This is a genomic window from Deltaproteobacteria bacterium, assembly GCA_016208165.1.
Lineage (GTDB): Bacteria > Desulfobacterota > Desulfarculia > JACQYL01 > JACQYL01 > JACQYL01.
Genome location: JACQYL010000032.1, coordinates 42,752 through 60,616 on the forward strand (window position 1 = coordinate 42,752; position 17,865 = coordinate 60,616).

Sequence of the window (17,865 nt, forward strand, 5' to 3'; positions counted from 1 at the left end):
AGGTAGGACGAAAGCGGATACTAAGCGAAAGGGCCGTGATTCGATCACGGCCCTTTCGCTTTCAAAAACGATTCAAACCTCTGCTTACCAGGCGCCTACTTTGCCTGCATTGAGGTTGGCCAAAGCCGGATATGCGATCGTGACGATCGAGATAAAGCAGCAGTACCATCCTGTGAACTGGAGGGCTCCAAAGTTGCCCAATCCGAACACATAGAAGAACAGGAAAAACGCGATGGCATAGGAGACCCAAAGAATGCCGAATTGGGGAACCTTGGGAAGCTTCTTGCCTAGGATGTGGAAGTACCCGAGTCCCTCGATAAAGATCAAGACGGACATGGGGAGGGAGTACCATCCAAGTGGCTGGAAGGCCGCAAAACCAACGAATGGATTAGCTTGGCCCCCTTCCGGCACGGCCGCCTTCGCCATTGCAATGTAGTCCGGATTGTACATGTTGAAGAGGGCTCCGCCGAGCAGCAGATAGGCGACCGCAAAGGTCAGGACAGCGGACCCCACAACCAGTGAAACGGTCTCGCCAAAGCCCTTGTAAGTATCCATTACAAGGATAACCAGAGCCATAATCACCATGATGCCGCCGATGATGTAATTCAAATTGGCGACGCCCGCCGCGGAGAAGGCCACATTCAAGATGCCAATGCCCGCCTGGCCCGCGACTGGGTTGAAGGCGGTGATAACCCCCGCCATGATTAATCCGTTGGTGAACAGAACAGCCGTGACCAGGTACAAAACAACGTAAACCATCTGACTCTCCCTTCTTCTTTAAAGGTTCTATTGCTCTAAAAACCTATGACCTCTACGAATGAATCGGCTTTCACATGTGGAGCGCGACATTGCACGATCGTTCTGTAGCGCGATGAAGAATCATTTCGTCTAGCTCATACTTATAGAGAGTCCGCCCGAAGCACACCCTTTGGGAATCGTAACGACGTATAGGTTCACCGAGTATTTGGTTGGGGCTGACTTGCCGCTCCGGGGAAAAGGTTATCGTTCATCTTGTCAAGTCACCGGCTCATCCTGAACGAAATGCATTCTGGCTGAATTCCGCTCTCATGTCAAGAAAGTAATACAGGATAAATACGCAGTTTTTTAGTGGGCTTTTACACGTCCTATTTCAGATAGAAACTATCTGCTTTCCCAAAAACAGATAGCGGAATTGTCGCCGTCTCCAGGTGTTTCTTCGGGACATTTTCATAGAACGGTTGGCATTGACTCGAGGTCTCGCCAAAAGGAAGGGCGGTGAGAGTCTCACCGCCCTTCTTCGTTTTCCATACGAAAGATAAATCCCGGCTTGATCTACTCGGTTTTATCCTCCGGAGTTGTGGCGGCAATGAGTTTCATCAGTCTCTCCCAGTTGGCGTCGACTCTTTCCTGTATGGTCTTTACGTCTTCCGCCGTCAGATGGCTGAATCTCCGCTGGGGTTTCAGATACTCTTCCACCGGTTTCGGTTTCTTGATGTCCCTGCTGAGAATCCACTGGCCGTCTATGACTTCGTATAGCGGAAAAACCCGGGTCTCCACCACCAAGCGAGCCGACTCGACCGACAAATGCGGGGCCATTCGCCAACCCGTGCAGCACGGTGAATAGACATGAAGATACGCGGGCCCCTTCACCAGAGACGCTTTCTTGGCTTTGTTCATCAGGTCCACAGGGAACGCAGGAGATCCGGTGGCCACGTACGGAATCCGGTGAGCCGCGGCAATGGCCGGCAGATCCTTCTTCCAGGTTTCCTGTCCCCTACTCAACTTGCCCGGAGGTGAGGTGGTCGTCATGGCGCCGTAAGGCGTCGAACTCGAGCGCTGAACCCCTGTATTCATGTACGCTTCGTTGTCCAGGCAGAGATACACGAAGTTGTGGCCCCGCTCGAGCGCGCCGCTCAGCGCCTGCAAACCAATGTCCGCGGTCCCGCCGTCGCCCGCTACGGCCAGAAATGTCGTGTTCGTGTCCTCGATCTTTCCCTTACGCGTCATTGCCTTATAGGCCGCCTCCACTCCTGAAGCCACGGCGGCCGCATTTTCAAACGCCACGTGGAGCCAGGGCACCCTCCATGCCGTCTGCGGCCATGGCGATGTGATGATCTCCATGCAGCCCGTGGCGGAGGATACGATGACATTTTCGCCGATGGCCTTCATCACCTGACGAAGAGCCAACACCTCACCGCATCCCTGACATGCTCGATGTCCCGGAGCCAACGGTTCCACCATGGGCAAGTTCTTCTTTAGGCTATACTTCTCGAAGCCTTTAAATGCTTCCGCTGCTGTTCCCATTATTCCCTCACATTTATGATCTTGTAGAACTCTGTAAGTTCGGATTTTTCCAAGCTTTCCAGTTCGGAAGCCATTTCCTCGAAGTTCTCGACGGTCACATCCCGGCCGCCCAAACCCGCAATGTAGTTGTACACGAACGGACGATCCGTCTGATGGTACAATGCGGACCGAACTTCCGCCGCCACCGGCCCTCCGGAAGCGCCGAAGGGAAGAGCCCGATCTATAACGCCGACGCGCTTTACGCCTTTCAGGGCTTTCCGCAGCTCTTCCACGGGAAACGGCCGAAACAGCCGAATGCGCAGCAGACCAACTTTCTTTCCCCGAGAACGCATTTCATCGACGGCCGTCATGGCCGTCTCGCCGATACTCCCCATGGTAATGAGCACCGTTTCGGCGCCGTCCATCTGATAGCTCTCCACCGCTCGATAGTATCTTCCAAACTGATCGCCAAAGGCTTGCCAGGCTTCGGCAATCACCGGTCTGGCTGCTTTAATGGCTTCTTCCTGCGCCTTACGTGCTTCCGTATAGACCTCCGGCATGCCCACCGGTCCCATGGTGATCGGATGCTTGGGATCGAGACGCATGGCAGGCACGTACGGTTTCAAATAGCTATCCACCTCCGCCTGGTCAAAATACTCGATGGGCTCGATCACGTGGCTCAATGTGAAACCATCCAGATTAACAATCACGGGCAACAGCACCCGATGGTCTTCCGCCACCCGATAAGCGTGAAATATCAGGTCGTAGGCCTCTTGGCCGTTCTCCGCCACCGTCTGAATCCAACCCGTGTCCCGGGATAGCATGAGATCGCAATGATCGTTCCAGATGCTGATGGGACCGCTCAATGCCCGGTTCACCATGGACATCACCACCGGAAGTCTCAGGGCGGACGCGATATACAGAATCTCCACCATCAAAGCCAGACCCTGCGAGCTGGTGGCCGTAAAGGTGCGTGCTCCCGCAGCCGACGCGCCGACGCAGGTGCTCATGGCCGTATGTTCGGACTCCACTGGAATGAACTCGGCATCCAGCTCTCCGTCCGCCACCAATTCGGACAGATGCTCCACAATATGCGTCTGTGGCGTGATCGGATACGCTGAGATCACATCCACGTTGCACTGTTTCGCAGCCTCGGCCACCGCGATCGAAACTTCCACTCCTAGTCGTTTAGCCATTGCTGCCCTCCTCCACCATACTTATGCAATCCTTGGGGCATTCATGGGCGCAAATCCCACATCCCTTACAATAGTAGTAGTTCTGAACGTAATAACCCTCGTCATCCCGAGAGTACACCATGTCCGGACAGAAGATATAACACATGCCGCATTTGATGCAGCACTCCCTGTCCGTCACCGGCTTCATGCTCCGCCAATCCCCCGTCTTTAACTTAGAGGAACTACCTGGCTCCAGGATGGCCGTTCCTAATGATAACTCTTTCCAACTGATTGCGCCGGTTTCTTTCGCCACGGGTTCACTCCTCGATTTTGGTTTCTTCAAACGCGCGCCCGCAGGACGCAATGTTTTTGGACGCCAGCCCTCCAAACCGTTTCTCCAGCGGTCCCTCCAGATCGGCCACTTCCACTACTCCCGTAGCCTTCACCAGGGCGCCCAGCATGGTCGTGTTCGTGATCGGGACCTTCATGTCCTCGATGGCGATCTTGGACGCATCCACTAAGGCAAGCCTTCCTTTCAACCCATACTTCTTACGAAGCTCCTTCGCGTCCTCATTCGTATTGATCACCGTGACTCCGTCCTCTTGAAGACCCGCCTGTACATCTACAATGGACAACAGGGTCGGGTCCAGCACGACCACCACGTTCGGATTGTACACCTTCTCTCTCGTCCGAATGGGCTTCTGACTCACCCGCGTGAACGCCATTACAGGCGCACCGCGCCGCTCGGGACCAAAGCTGGGAAACGCCTGGGCGTACTTCCCTTCATTGATGGCCGCGATTGCCACCAATTCCGCGGAAGTCACCGCTCCTTGCCCGCCTCGTCCGTGATACCTGATCTCTATCATTCCTTTCGGCCTCCATTATACTGACTTTGGTAGAAAACCATAAAAATGCACAATACGATGCGCACGATGGTTTATTTACCGGCAAATGTTGGTTTGCGCTTTTCACCGAATGCAGTAATCCCCTCTCTGGCATCCTCCGTCGTGACCATTAACCGCTGGCAACGGTTCTCTTCCTCGAGATACAGCGGAAGCCTGGCCAAGACTTCTCTGTTCAAGATGGCTTTGCACGCGGCTATGGCCCGAGTAGGTCTCTGCGCCAAGTCCGCGGCTAGTTCCTGGGCCGCTTTCATAATCTCATCATGGGGCACTACCCGATTGTACAGGCCCAGTTCCAGCGCCTGTTCAGCGCTCAGAATCTCTCCCGTAAAGAAGTGCTCGGCAGCCCTGTGATACCCTATTCTCTGAGGAAGGAAGAAGGTTCCTCCGGCGTCCGGTATCAGGCCGATGTTGACAAAATTTTGGGCGAACCGAGCTTTTTCGGACGCTATGATAATGTCACAGGCGAGGGCCAGATTCGCCCCGGAACCGGCGGCCACCCCATTCAATGCCGCCACAACGGGTTTGGGCATCTTCCGAATCGACAGGATCAGCCGGGTCAGCGACTTTAGGATGTCCTCACCTTCTGGTTTTTCTTTTGTCAGACCTAGTAAATCATCAATGCCTTTCACATCCGCGCCCGCGCAGAACGCTCGACCTTCTCCGGTGAAAATGACGGCGCGAACGTTTTCGTCCAAAGCCACATTCTCGGAGATCTCGAGCAGCTCTTTCAACATAGGGATGTTGAAAGCGTTAAATGCATCGGGACGGTTCAACGTGATCGTTGCTACCTGCCCGATCGTTCCAAATCGAACATTCGTATATGACATGGTCTTCTCCCTTTTTCCGTTATCCGTGCCTATTCCTTGTCGGAATAATGCGTTCGCGTAAAAGATCCGCTTACAAACAGCCGCACGGGGTTACTCTTCGTTCCCTGCGCGGGTACACCGCGTTTGCTTTTATTCGGCGAATCGTCTTTCGCCGAGTCATGGATCCCGGTTTCTAAAGGGTCAAAACGTGGACCGCCCCCACGCGCGGCGAGCGGTCCACAGCGGCCTCTCACAATCGATTGCGAGAATGGTTCTATCAGATGGAGCGTTCCTGTCCCTTCCAGTAGGGTTCCCGGATGAGGCGCTTGAGCACCTTGCCGGTTGCGGTCCGCGGAAAGTCATCTCTGAATTCCACACTGCGGGGCCGCTTATAGCCGGCCAGGTGTTTCTTGCAGTGTTCGAGGACCTCCTGCTCGGTCAGACTCGCACCTTCCTTTCGGATGACCAGCGCTTTCACCTCCTCGCCAAAATCGGGATGAGGCACACCGATTACCGCCACTTCGCTGACGCTCGGCAGATTCATGATCACTTCTTCGATCTCGGCAGGGTACACATTCTCTCCACCGCTGATGATCATGTCGTGCTTCCGGTCCGCCAGATAGTAGTACCCCTCGTCATCGACATAAGCGATGTCCCCGGCTGTGGCCCATTCGCCGTGGATCGCGTCCCTCGTCTTATCGGGATCTTTGTAGTACCCGATGAAGGCCGATCGGGCCTTGGCCCATAGAGTTCCCTGCTTGAAGGGTTCCTTGACCTCATTGCCCTCTTCGTCAAGCAGTTTGATTTCGATTCCCGGGTTGGGAAGGCCGATACTCCGGACCTTGCGCCGCTGGTCCTTGTGTCGAAGCGTCGTAAGCGCCCCGGTTTCCGTGGAGCCGTATCCTTCGCTGAAACGGGCGTTTCTGAAAAACTCGAGGGCCGCTTCCTTGGTCTTGGTCAACAAAGGCGCGCTCGACGATCCGAGACTGGACAGGGAGGACATATCGTACTTAGCCTTGAGCGCTTCCGGAAGTTCCAGGATCCGGCTGATCATGGTGGGCACCATGGACGTGGTCGTCACCTTTTCATCAGTGATCAGTTGCAGCACTTTTTCAGGATCGAATCTTCCGGAAGGCATGATCACGTTGGTTCCACCGCACCAAAACGTGATGAGGGTAGCCCATACGCTGTTGGAATGGCAAATGGGGATAATGGCAAGCAACACCCGCTGGGTCAGATCGATATGCTCTTTACCCGCCGTACGAACGAACACGTTTTTGATGATGTCCAGAATTCCCCTTTGGGTGTTCATGGCGCCCTTGGGAAATCCCGTGGTTCCGGACGTGTACCCGAAGAAGAATATATCCTCCTCGCTGATGGCCGCATCCGAAGGTTCGTGCCCCGGTTGACCTTCCAGCAGCTCTTCGTAGTTCTTGAAACCTTCCGGCGTTTTGTCTTTCGGCGCCACTACGAAAATGTTCTCCTTTTTCACATTGTTCAGAGAATCAATCTCCAGTTTGTCGAACAGCTCCAATCCCACAATGACTCCGGTGGAATCGGAATTGTTGACTACGTAAGAGATTTCGGAAGGTACCAGACGGAAGTTCACCGGTACACTGATGACCCCGATACGCGCCAAGCCATGATAAATCTCCAGGAATTCAGTATTGTTGTACATGATGATGGAAACTTTATCCTGCCTCTTGAATCCCCGCGCTTTCATGGCATGCGCAAGTTGGTTCGCCCGTGTGTTCAGTTCAAGATAACTGACTCGCTTTCCTTCATACACCGCGGCGGCCTTATCAGGATATTGCCATGAGTTCAATCGTAATCCATCCGCTACGTTCACCACTGCCTCCGCTATTGATTTGTTTTCTTCGTTAAATCCGACAAATTCCTTCGCTAACGCAATTGAGACTTGTCTTTGGGATAACAAAAATAGCCGTCATGATAAGGCGGTACAAACATATACCCCTGCGAACCGTCATTCCATTGAACGACACCGTGAGTGCAAGGTCCGTTCTTCGTCGTGAAGGGCCTCAGTTTCCTTCTGAGCACCTGTTCGAGGACACGGCCCAGGGCGAGGTAACGCGGAAGATCCACACCGGTTTCAATGCCTACTTCGTCGAGCATAACCAGCACATCTTCACTCGAGCAGTTTCCAACGTCCACACCGTCCGTGTACAGCGGTCCCGTGCCTTTTCCCACCATGTTGTCCACGATAAACGACGGCTGTCCGCCAAGCGCGCCCAGGGACGCTTCCACCAGAATAGCTCCTCCGAGTACGGAGGCAAATGTATTTGCCACTCCCATACCTCGGGTGTCGTGGAAATGTGCGATACGGTACTGGGCTTCGCCGTCATACTTGCCGAACTCATCCACGAGTCGACACATGTATTCATAGGAACGAACCGGATTGCTTTCACCGGTGGTGTCGCACGGTGTGAAATCCCGTATCCCGACATCCAAACCCCACTTGATCAGGTCGACGGTATTCTGAATGGGAACCGGTCCGTCACAGGGCGAACCGTATACGCATGCAATGGCCATGTCCAGATGGATTCCCACCGACTGGCAGGTCTTCAGCATGTCAAGGATTTCCGGCTTGTACTCGTCTCTCGTACGTCCCGAGTTACGCTTTCCGTGCAGGTCCGCCGCGGAAATGGTGAAAGCAAGCGAATCAATCGGATCGCCCTTTTGCTTTACCGCCGCTGCGCGCTCGGCCGCCTTTCGGGTCATTCCGTACGATTTGTAATGAACGCCTTCCACTCGTTTCAAACCGGCATGCACCGCTTCCGCGTCCGAAGACTGAGGGAGCAACTTCGGATGGGAGAAGTTGGTTACTTCCACCTGCTTATAGCCACAAGTGATGAACTCGTTGATGAACCAGATTTTCGTTTCCGTCGGCAAAAAGGTATCCAGATCCTGGATACCGTCTCGGGCGAATAGTTCCAGCACGTCCACTTTCTTGGGCAAGTTGCCCTTAAGATCCAACTTCATAAAAAAACCTCCCTATGTATAAGGTACTTAACCGGATCATATGGGAAGATTATCATGCTTCTTCTCCGGCATACGATCCCGTTTATTTTGCAAAGCTTCCAAAGCCTTTATCAGCTTGACCCGAGTCTGTTCGGGAAAAATCACCTCGTCCACGTACCCGTGCATGGCAGCCTGGTAGGGCGTGGCGAACTTGGACCGGTATTCCTCGATCAGTTCCAGCTCTTTCTGCTCCGGATTTTCCGCGCTCTGGATCTCTTTTCGAAATACGATGCCCACAGCGCCTTCCGGTCCCATCACCGCGATTTCTGCCGTCGGATAGGCAAAATTGATATCCCCCCACAAGTGTTTACTGCTCATGACGATGTAAGCGCCACCGTAGGCTTTTCTGGTGATCACGGTTATTTTTGGCACCGTGGCCTCACAGTAAGCATAGATCAGTTTTGCGCCGTGCTTGATAATTCCACCGTATTCCTGCTGAGTGCCGGGGAGAAATCCCGGAACGTCTGTAAACGTGATGATCGGAATATTGAAACAATCGCAGAAACGGACAAATCGGGCGCCCTTGACCGAGGCGTTGATATCCAGACAACCGGCCGCCACATTGGGCTGATTGGCCAGAATGCCCACCGCGTGCCCGTTCAAACGAGCGAATCCCACAATCATATTGCGCGCGTAATGCTTGTGGACTTCAAAGAAATGTTGCCCGTCCGCCACGCATTTTATGATCTTATACATGTTATACACGCGCTTGGGACTCTCCGGGATCAGATCCCTGAGTTCCGGGTCCACCCTCGCGGGATCATCGGTAGGCTCCAGCCGAGGCGGCTTTTCCCGAAAGTTCTGCGGAAGAAACGACAGAAGTTCCCGCACCATCTGGATGACTTCCTCGTCATCTTTTCCCTTGAAGTGGGCGACTCCGCTGAGACTCGTATGAGTTCCGGCGCCTCCGAGCTTTTCGGTGGTAACATCTTCATGACATACGGCCTTGACCACTTGCGGACCGGTTATGAACATGTACGACGACGTCTCCACCATGAAGATGAAGTCGGTCAGGGCCGGCGAGTAGACGGCACCCCCGGCGCAGGGCCCCATAATCACGGAGATCTGGGGGATGACCCCGGAAGACAACACGTTTCTCATGAAAATATTACCGTAGCCCGCGAGACTCGTAACACCTTCCTGGATACGAGCCCCTCCTGAATCCTGGAGACCGATCAGAGGACAACCGTTTTTCTGTGCAAGATCCTGGACTTTACAGATCTTGTTGGCGTGGGCCAGGCTGAGAGATCCACCCAGGACCGTAAAATCCTGGGCGAACACGAACACCTTCCTCCCATCAATCGCGCCGTGTCCGATAACCACCCCGTCTCCGGGAAAGCGCTTCGTATCCAGGCCGAAGTCCGTCGATGTGTGATATACAAACCTGTCCAACTCTTCGAACGTACCTGCATCCAGAAGTTTGGCCAGCCGTTCGCGCGCCGTCAGTTTGCTCTTATTATGCTGCTCGTCTATCCTGGCCTGACCACCTCCTAATTCCGCTTGTACTGTTTTTTCCTCAAGTAGTTTGAACTTATCTTCGTTAGCCATCTGTCCCCCCAGCATTGAAACCGCAAAAATAAGGCCGCTGTCGACGAATCCGCCTCAACCCTTCCTGCTTCCTGCTTCAGGTTTCGAGTATACCGTCCCTTCCCGGAGTCGCACTTGTCGGAAATCCGGGATTTTCCTCCCGGCCTCGACGTTCGAACCGCTTACAGAAGTGCGTACGATGCACACCTTCCAGCGCCAAACCAACATCGCGCCAAACCCCGGCGCGATGTTGGTTTGATGGATCCCGAGCCTTAATTACGGTCGTTCGAGCGTCATGGCGAATCCCATACCGCCACCAATGCACAACGTGGCCAGGGACTTCTTCAGGTTATTCTTCCGCATCTCATCCGCAGCCGCGTAAACGATTCGGCCGCCGGTGCAACCAATGGGATGGCCGATGGAGATTCCGCCGCCTTTGACATTCGTTTTACTCCAGTCCAATCCCAATTCGCGGATACAGGCCAGGGCCTGAGAAGCAAACGCTTCATTCAGTTCGATGACATCCAGATCGTCGATCTTCCAGCCCGCCTTCTTCATCGCAAGATGGACGGCGGGGATCACGCCCAATCCCATGTAGGCGGGATCGATGGCTCCGGCGGAGTATGATCGAATGACGGCCATGGGTTTGAGACCCAGTTCCTTGGCTTTTTCCCCGGACATGACCAGGACAGCCGCGGCGGCGTCGTTGATACCGGAAGCATTAGCCGCGGTTACCGAGCCGTCTTTCTTGAAAAATGGTTTGAGTTTGCCCATTTTTTCCATGGTTGTATCCATGGGACGTTCATCCGTATCCACTACAATAGGATCGCCTTTCTTTTGCGGAATCCTGACCGGCACGATCTGATCTTTAAACGCACCCGATGTGATCGCGGCTCGCGCCCTCTGATGGCTCTCGAATCCCAGCCTGTCCTGATCTTCTCTGGAAATGCCGTACTTCTCTACGATGTTTTCGGCTGTGACACCCATATGATAGCCATAATACAATTCCCAGAGGCCGTCATGAACCATCAAATCAACGGCCGCGGCGTCAAACATCCGCGCACCTTCCCTCAACGCGGGCAACGCATAGGGGATTTGACTCATGTTTTCCATACCGCCCGCCACGATCACGTCGGCATCACCCGCTTTAATGGCCTGGGCGGCCAAGGCGATGGCCTTGATACCGGACGCACATACTTTATTCACGGTCATTGCCGGCGTTTCTTTGGGCAACCCCGCATAGATCGTCGCCTGCCGGGCCGGGTTCTGGCCCTGTCCGGCCTGCACCACGTTGCCCATGATCACTTCGTCTACGACGACTTCCCTGGCGCCTTCATCCCATTGGCGATACTTCTCTTCCAGTTCAATAACCTTGATGGGTTTCAGCTTTTCCGGCGCATGCTTGACCATATCCGGAACTGGAGCCGGCTTGAGCCCCGCGCGCTTGATGGCCTCGCGGATACACATAGCTCCAAGTTGGGCGGCCGGAATATCCTTCAGACCTCCTTGGAAATTACCTACCGCAGTTCGGGCGCCACTCACGATTACAGCATCTCTCATTGAACTTACCCCCTTTTGTTGGTTTTACACTATTCAACCACAGGCACCAGAAGTTGGATGCCAGTAACTTAGGTAAGCTACAGAACCGCTTTCTGACTAGAATCAGAATCCTTCTGATTGGAATCCGGAAGAAGCAATCGATGAATCCGGTAACCTGACACTAACCACGGAAATGGCGCGAGGTGAGAACTCAGGTACGATCAAAGCTCACTCCACGTATCCAACTCGGGCTTTACTCTCGGCGCATCAGAACGGGAGGGGCCGCTTCCCTCAGAAGGCTCCTTCGCCCGCCTCCATTCTTCTCGAGCTTCGTCGCTTCGAATACCTATGATAATCTGGTCCGTTAAGGCGTCCACGAATTGCCACAGGTCCGACGGCCCTCCTATGAGCAATCGCCGGATGATCAGGTGTTCGACCGTTCCAAGAATCATGGCGCGAACCAAATACGGGTTCGTGTCAGACCTGAACTCACCCGAGGCTATCCCTTCTTCCACAACCCGGAGCAGGACTCGGGCTCTTTCGCGTACGACTTGGTACGCATCGGTTTCGCAGAACTTCCGGTTATGTTTGAGTACAAGCATGATCAGAGCGCCATAATCCAGGTGATTCTCATACAGCCAGAGATAATGATAAATGATGGCGCGTATTTTGTGAGAGGCTCCTCGAACATGATCGAGGATGAATTCAAGCGTCTCTTTGGTCTTACGCTCCATCTCGCCCGGAATGGAAAACAGCAGCTCTTCTTTGGAAGAGAAATATTCGTATATAGTTGCCTCGGAAATCCCCGCTTCGTGGGCAACTTCTGATATCGTAGCTTCGTGGTATCCTTTTTGTGCAAACACCCTCTGGGCCGCTCTCCGGATGACCCGTCGACGACCCTCGGCCTTGGTTTTGGCAGCCAAAAGGATTCTCCAGGATTAGGAAAATATTGACAGAAAGTGTTAAATTAACTTGACAAATATCATAGCGATTATTTAAAAGTCAAATTAATTTTCTTCTTTCTCTTGGAAAAAGAAAGGTTTTTTTTATCCCGTATCAAGATAAAGATCGCCCTACGTATCGATCCTTCGATTCGCCGCAACCGAACGTTTACGTCGCCTGCGGGCCTTGACACAAACGGACTTCTTGCCCTGAATCATACTATGTTTAACGAGTTAGAGCTGACTGCCACATCGCGAAATCCCTAGCAGCGGCGCGCATCGAAAAGGAACCCGCTCCATCGGCGCAGTGAGGGTTCGGAAAACAACAATAACGAAGTTCGGATCGAACATCGCCGGGCAGCGGTGCGGCGGCTTTCTCCGGCGTGGTTGCTTCAAAATCCCTCGTTGAACCGCCGGAGCATGAACGTTGACCCAGCGGCTCTTCAAGAGCCCGGGGCAACCTGATTCCGGTAGCCCGTCGTCTTCCCGATCGAATCCGAGGGCTGCTCTGTGCTTTTTTTCGGCCATCGCAAGTGGAACCGGTTCTGCTGGAGCGTAAAGGGCCTACCCGATTCGAAAGGGGACGCTTTAATGCCCCTTTCCGGACCGCAGGTCCGCTGCTGTCGGCGTTCTCCATATCTCGAAATCATCCGATGAAACCGCCGGCAAACTGTAACGATCGGTTCTGAACACCGTTATGCGTGGCAGGGCCTCTCGTTTCAGCTTTCGGAAGTCCTATAAAATCGATGAATTCGTAAAAAGTCGAAAACGGCCGGTTTCCGTCATTCCGGCGAAAGCCGGAATCCAGTAATTTCAAATACTTCTGGATGCCGGATCAAGCCCGGCATGACGACCTGGGGACTTGTTGCGAACTCATCACAATTCAATTCAACAAAGGAGGACGAGGCAGTGAAAGCCGGGTTGGCTATTGCTCATATCGAGTACGGCCGTCACACCTACATTAGTTCCTTACTATTCGTGTGAAGGTTCGTCAATGCTGAAGAGCCGGAACTAGAGTAGGGGGTTAGCGTTCATCGATATCCGTCTGGATGAGATGGGCCGGTCTCAATTCAAACAGAAAGATAGAACCGGTATTGGACTATAGTGATCGTCGGAATCAGCCCTTGGATATGCACGGACATCATCGGCATTCCCGGCAAGCGGTACAGGTTCGACAATCGCTATGTGTGGAGGTAAACACACTTTTCTCTGCACGGGCTAAGAAAAGCAGAGAGAAGGGAGACTGACGAGTTCATTTGAGACGGAGGACAAATGATAAACTGGAACGAAACACTACGGATCGTGTTTGGAGGCCTCGCCGCCGTTTTTTTCATCATGACGCTGCTGGCCGTTATGACGCACTTGGTGGGCAAAGTGCTGACTCGGATCGAGCAAAAAAATAACGGGGGGAAGTAGCATGTTCTTAGGAATCCAAATGGGCTTCCCCTATTTGAACCTGGGGCAAATCATAATGATCTCGGTGGGACTCGGATTCATCTATCTGGCCATCAAGAAGGAATGGGAACCGTATGAACTCCTTCCCATCGGCGCCGGGATGATTCTGGCCAACCTGCCGCTGACCGGCCTGACCACGGAACCAGGTCCCGGCGTAGGCACGGGCATGGCGGGAATTCTGGGCATCATCCTAAAATATGGCTTGTATTACTGGACCATTTTGCCTCAGTTCATCTTTTTCGGTATCGGGGCATTGACGGATTTCGGACCGCTCATCGCGAACCCTCGGGCCTTTTTGCTCGGCGCCGCTGCGCAGTTGGGTATTTATACTTCCTTTTTAGGTGCTCTGTTCCTGGGATTTACCATTCCCGAAGCCTGTTCCATCGGGATCGTCGGTGGGGCGGACGGACCCACCACCATTTATACCACCGGCCTGCTGGCGCCGGACATCATGGGCATTACAGCCACGGCCGCATACAGCTACATGGCCATGGTGGCGATCATCCAACCGCCCATTATCAAACTTCTGACGTCCAAAGCAGAACGGCAGATCTACATGAAACCTCAACTGCGACGCGTGTCTAAAACAGAAAAGATCCTTTTCCCCTTAATGACCATGTTGGTCGTACTTCTCCTTATCCCGAAATCCGCTCCCCTGGTCGGCATGCTCATGCTCGGAAACCTCTTCCGTGAGTCGAACGTAGTGGAACGCCTCTCCCAGACCGCTCAGAATGAACTGATCAATATCATTACCATTCTGCTGATGCTGGGCATCGGAGCTTCCATGCCGGCGGATCAGGTCATGAATGTCCGAACCCTGATGGTTTTGACTTTAGGCCTCTTTGCATTCGCCATCGGAACAGCGGGAGGAGTGTTGCTTGGAAAGCTCATGTCCAAGTTTTCAAAGGAACCGTTCAATCCCATGCTCGGAGCGGCGGGTGTCTCGGCCGTTCCCATGAGCGCCCGCATCGTTCAGCATTTGGGACAGCGCGAGAACAGGAAGAACTTCTTGCTGATGCACGCCATGGGCCCCAACGTAGCCGGCGTAATCGGCTCCGCGGTCGCCGGAGGGTACTTCCTGGGACTGTTTGCCAAGTAGCCGGAAGACGCATTTCAAATCAAAGCCCTGGCGGAAGACTTTCGCCGGGGCTTATTCTATTGCGATGGAATTATCCCGCCGCGTTGGAAAAGCCTCTTTGTCGAGGACCGGACGTCGGACCGGAGCCACACGCACTCGAATTCCCTTCTTTACGGCCCGCCACATCGTTGCGATCACGGCGCACGGAGCCGGATAAGGGAGCGTTATAATCGGTCCATTCGAAGAAGGCTGGATCTATCGGAGAAGGTCGGATCTAGAAGAAGTCGCCGTTTACCGATCCGTTTAGAAATGGGTTCGTAATTCGTTCATGGCCGATGGTGGAACTGGGCGAAAACCCATAGTTATGTCCGGGAAAGATCTCCGTGTCGTCGGGTAGCGTCAGCAGACGTGTCCGGATGGAATCGATCATCTGTCCCCACGACGCTTTTGGACCGTCGGTGCGCCCCACCGAACCCACAAAGAGCGTATCTCCGGTGAGACAGATCCCCCCACTCGCATAATACAGACAAATTCCGCCGGGCGTATGACCCGGAGTATGGATGACTTCCCATTCGTAGGCGCCGATGCGTATCCTATCACCGTCGTTCACGATCCGGTCGGCCGGGGGCGATTTCCTCGCATTGAACATCTTGAGCCAGAAATCACCGACTTTATCGAGATATTCGGCTTCTGCGGCATGTATGATAATCTCGGCGTCTGTCCTTTCCTTCATTTCAGCGTTTCCCATGACATGATCCACATGGCCGTGTGTATTGATAATACTCACAATTTTCAGGCCCTGTTTGTCCGCCATTTCTATCAGGCGATCTGCGTCCGCGGCGGGGTCCACCACGGCGCCTTGACCCGACACGGGATCCCCCAGCAGATATGCGAAAACGGAGTGGTATCCCACCTCCAGTTGTTGAAAAACCATCTTCGGTTCCTCACTTCTTCAGGTATTTCATGATGCCGGTTACACCGAGACCGAAAGAAACCCGTTCATAGACATACCTTTTCAGCTCCGGGCGTTTCTCCGAGTACGGATCGAGCAGCTCGCGCCCGTTCGCTTCGGGTCTTTGACTCTCCGGTTCGGAGCCGGTCTCCAACCGGAGATCGCGCTTTAGCTTGGCACTGCCAAAATATTTTCGTTTTCAGACAAAGACTAAGGGCTGTTATAAGCAAGCCGCGCTGGGCTCGCGAAGTCGCCAAACGAACAGCCGGAAACAAAAAGTCGGGCCGGTGCGATACGCCGCTTGGCCCGACAAATCAGAAATCAGGATCGATTAGTGTGGATGGAAACTATCCCTTGGAACCGAGTCTGAGACCTCCATGCAGGAAATACACCGCTCCGTTCACGGCTTCGTTTCTGTACATCTCGAAGATCAAGGAAGCAACCTCTTCCGGCTCCACCAATCTTCCAATGGGAACATTCTCGAGGATGCCGTCCAGAGCCTTCTGATTCATCCCTTTAACCATTTCCGTACCCACGTATCCGGGAGCAATAGCCGCGCAGCGGATCTGGTTCCCAAGGCCCTTGCGGAAGAACTCCGCCACCAGGACACTCGGCATCACACTCATGGCTGCCTTGGTCGAGGAATAGTTGATTTGACCGGCCGTGCCAAGAGATCCCGTGGACGAAATCAGACACACCAAGCCTTTCGATCCGTTGTTGATCATCTGTTCGCAACATTCACGTATCGTCAGGAACACGCCCGTCAAGTTGATGTTGATGACCCTTTGAAATTGATCAAGGCCCATTTTCTTTTTCACTTTGCCGGTTTCTTTATCCGGGGCCAAAAACAGTCCATCAGCGATGATTCCCGCGCACGGCACCACCAGGTTAATGGCTCCGAAGGTTTCAATCGCCTTCTTGGCAAACCCGGCCATGCTCTCTTCATTGGTGACGTCGCAGACCATCGATCCTACCTGACCGCCCATCCCTTTAATCTCGTCTTCTACTCGTTTCAGCGCTTCGCCAACAACATCACCGATGAAGACTTTGCCGCCCTGCTTAACCCATTCTTTCGCCAGAGACTTGCCTATACCACTACCGCCTCCGGTGATTACGGCTACGTGGTCCTTGATTTCGAGCATTTGCTTCCCCCTTTCTGCACCTGAATACCGACGTTTCAGCTTTCCGATCAAGCCATGTTGTTTAGAGCATTGGATACCATCCGCTTTAGACCATCTTTACTCCGGCGGTGATCTCCAGGGCTGCGCTTTCGGGATCCAACCTGTGTTCCCAGATATCGTTCACCAACTGGTCCCCAAGTTCGGTTTCATTCAGCCTCTGCCACACCAGCCGGACAATCTCTTTTTCGACGAGCCGGCGCAGTTCCACCTTGAGCTGAGTTTTCCTGCGGTTCTCCAGATGGCTGTCGTTTTGAAGATGGGTACGATGTTTCCGTATCCCCTCATAAAGCTCGTTGATCCCCCAGTTTCGCATGGCAGCCACAAGGAACACCCGGGGCACCCACTTTGTCTTATAGAACGTGCTCCGACGTTCCAACATGGTGCCTATCGACTCGGCGATCGTCTCAGCCCCGGATCGATCCGATTTGTTCACTGCAAACACGTCCGCAATTTCCATGAGGCCGGCTTTCATGATCTGGACGCTGTCGCCGCTTTCGGGAACCAGCACTACCAAAACCGTGTCCGTCGCGCCGGCAATATCAAGCTCCGACTGCCCAACGCCGACCGTCTCGACAATAATGACGTCTTTGCCGCAAGCATCCAGGATCCGGGCAGCTTCTTTGGTGGTTTCCGACAGTCCTCCCACAATCTTCCCGGCGCTCATGCTCCGAAAGAAAATATCCCATTCGGGCTTTCTCTTGATGTTCATGCGGATCCGGTCGCCTAGAAGCGCCCCCCCGCTGAAGGGGCTGGATGGATCCACAGCGATGATGCCCACTGAGAATCCATCCTCGCAGAACTTGCGGGTCAGTCTGTCCACCAGAGTGCTTTTGCCGGCGCCGGGCGGTCCCGTAATCCCCAGGTAATATGCTTTACCCGCGCGGGGGTAAATCCTTCTCATTACCTCATGAGATTCGGGATCCCGACGTTCCACCTTGGAGATGAGCCTGGCAATGGACAGGGTATCACCTCCGAAGGCCTTTTCAAGGAGTTCGTCCAACGTCA

The 17,865-nt window shown here is 53.8% G+C and carries 16 protein-coding genes; 2 read left to right on the forward strand and 14 right to left on the reverse strand.

Translation table 11 applies throughout. The features are described from left to right. Positions 1-84 precede the first annotated feature (84 nt). From HY788_07025 to HY788_07075, 11 genes are all read right to left on the reverse strand, one after another. Complete coding sequence (locus HY788_07025; protein MBI4773921.1) at positions 85-759, reverse strand: hypothetical protein; 675 nt, start codon at positions 757-759, stop codon at positions 85-87. 552 nt (positions 760-1,311) lie between these two features. Beyond that, positions 1,312-2,283 (reverse strand): pyruvate synthase subunit beta, encoded by a 972-nt coding sequence (locus tag HY788_07030; GenBank protein MBI4773922.1) that lies wholly within the window; start codon positions 2,281-2,283, stop codon positions 1,312-1,314. Then, positions 2,283-3,458: a pyruvate ferredoxin oxidoreductase gene (gene porA, locus HY788_07035; GenBank protein ID MBI4773923.1), complete on the reverse strand. Its 1,176-nt coding sequence runs from the start codon at positions 3,456-3,458 to the stop codon at positions 2,283-2,285. Before porA ends, HY788_07030 begins: the two co-directional genes overlap by 1 nt. Next, positions 3,451-3,750: a 4Fe-4S binding protein gene (locus HY788_07040; GenBank protein MBI4773924.1), complete on the reverse strand. Its 300-nt coding sequence runs from the start codon at positions 3,748-3,750 to the stop codon at positions 3,451-3,453. Before HY788_07040 ends, porA begins: the two co-directional genes overlap by 8 nt. Positions 3,751-3,754: 4 nt before the next feature. After that, positions 3,755-4,303, reverse strand: coding sequence for a 2-oxoacid:acceptor oxidoreductase family protein (locus HY788_07045; GenBank protein MBI4773925.1), 549 nt, complete (start codon positions 4,301-4,303; stop codon positions 3,755-3,757). 71 nt (positions 4,304-4,374) lie between these two features. Continuing rightward, positions 4,375-5,169 (reverse strand): enoyl-CoA hydratase, encoded by a 795-nt coding sequence (locus HY788_07050; protein ID MBI4773926.1) that lies wholly within the window; start codon positions 5,167-5,169, stop codon positions 4,375-4,377. 256 nt (positions 5,170-5,425) lie between these two features. After that, positions 5,426-6,997: an AMP-binding protein gene (locus tag HY788_07055; GenBank protein ID MBI4773927.1), complete on the reverse strand. Its 1,572-nt coding sequence runs from the start codon at positions 6,995-6,997 to the stop codon at positions 5,426-5,428. 53 nt (positions 6,998-7,050) lie between these two features. Continuing rightward, positions 7,051-8,148: a hypothetical protein gene (locus HY788_07060; protein ID MBI4773928.1), complete on the reverse strand. Its 1,098-nt coding sequence runs from the start codon at positions 8,146-8,148 to the stop codon at positions 7,051-7,053. A gap of 36 nt (positions 8,149-8,184) precedes the next feature. Further along, the gene (locus HY788_07065) at positions 8,185-9,735 is read right to left on the reverse strand and encodes an acyl-CoA carboxylase subunit beta (GenBank protein ID MBI4773929.1); all 1,551 of its coding nucleotides are present in this window, start codon (positions 9,733-9,735) and stop codon (positions 8,185-8,187) included. Positions 9,736-9,990: 255 nt separating this feature from the next. Beyond that, on the reverse strand, positions 9,991-11,274 hold the full coding sequence (locus HY788_07070) for an acetyl-CoA C-acetyltransferase (GenBank protein MBI4773930.1): 1,284 nt from the start codon (positions 11,272-11,274) through the stop codon (positions 9,991-9,993). A 200-nt stretch (positions 11,275-11,474) separates the two neighbouring features. Beyond that, the gene (locus HY788_07075; protein MBI4773931.1) at positions 11,475-12,176 is read right to left on the reverse strand and encodes a TetR/AcrR family transcriptional regulator; all 702 of its coding nucleotides are present in this window, start codon (positions 12,174-12,176) and stop codon (positions 11,475-11,477) included. 1,290 nt (positions 12,177-13,466) lie between these two features. Here HY788_07075 and HY788_07080 point away from each other — a divergent pair. Together HY788_07080 and HY788_07085 are read left to right on the forward strand one after the other, a co-directional pair. Then, positions 13,467-13,610, forward strand: coding sequence for a hypothetical protein (locus HY788_07080; GenBank protein MBI4773932.1), 144 nt, complete (start codon positions 13,467-13,469; stop codon positions 13,608-13,610). A gap of 1 nt (position 13,611) precedes the next feature. Beyond that, the gene (locus HY788_07085; GenBank protein MBI4773933.1) at positions 13,612-14,748 is read left to right on the forward strand and encodes a sodium ion-translocating decarboxylase subunit beta; all 1,137 of its coding nucleotides are present in this window, start codon (positions 13,612-13,614) and stop codon (positions 14,746-14,748) included. Positions 14,749-15,001: 253 nt separating this feature from the next. On the opposite strand, the gene HY788_07090 is transcribed toward HY788_07085, so the two are convergent. From HY788_07090 to meaB, 3 genes are all read right to left on the reverse strand, one after another. Further along, positions 15,002-15,661 (reverse strand): MBL fold metallo-hydrolase, encoded by a 660-nt coding sequence (locus HY788_07090; protein ID MBI4773934.1) that lies wholly within the window; start codon positions 15,659-15,661, stop codon positions 15,002-15,004. Positions 15,662-16,026: 365 nt separating this feature from the next. Then, positions 16,027-16,821: an SDR family NAD(P)-dependent oxidoreductase gene (locus HY788_07095; protein MBI4773935.1), complete on the reverse strand. Its 795-nt coding sequence runs from the start codon at positions 16,819-16,821 to the stop codon at positions 16,027-16,029. 85 nt (positions 16,822-16,906) lie between these two features. Then, positions 16,907-17,860 carry a methylmalonyl Co-A mutase-associated GTPase MeaB gene (meaB, locus tag HY788_07100; GenBank protein ID MBI4773936.1) on the reverse strand — a complete coding sequence of 318 codons (954 nt, stop codon included), beginning with the start codon at positions 17,858-17,860 and terminating at the stop codon, positions 16,907-16,909. Positions 17,861-17,865 lie beyond the last annotated feature (5 nt).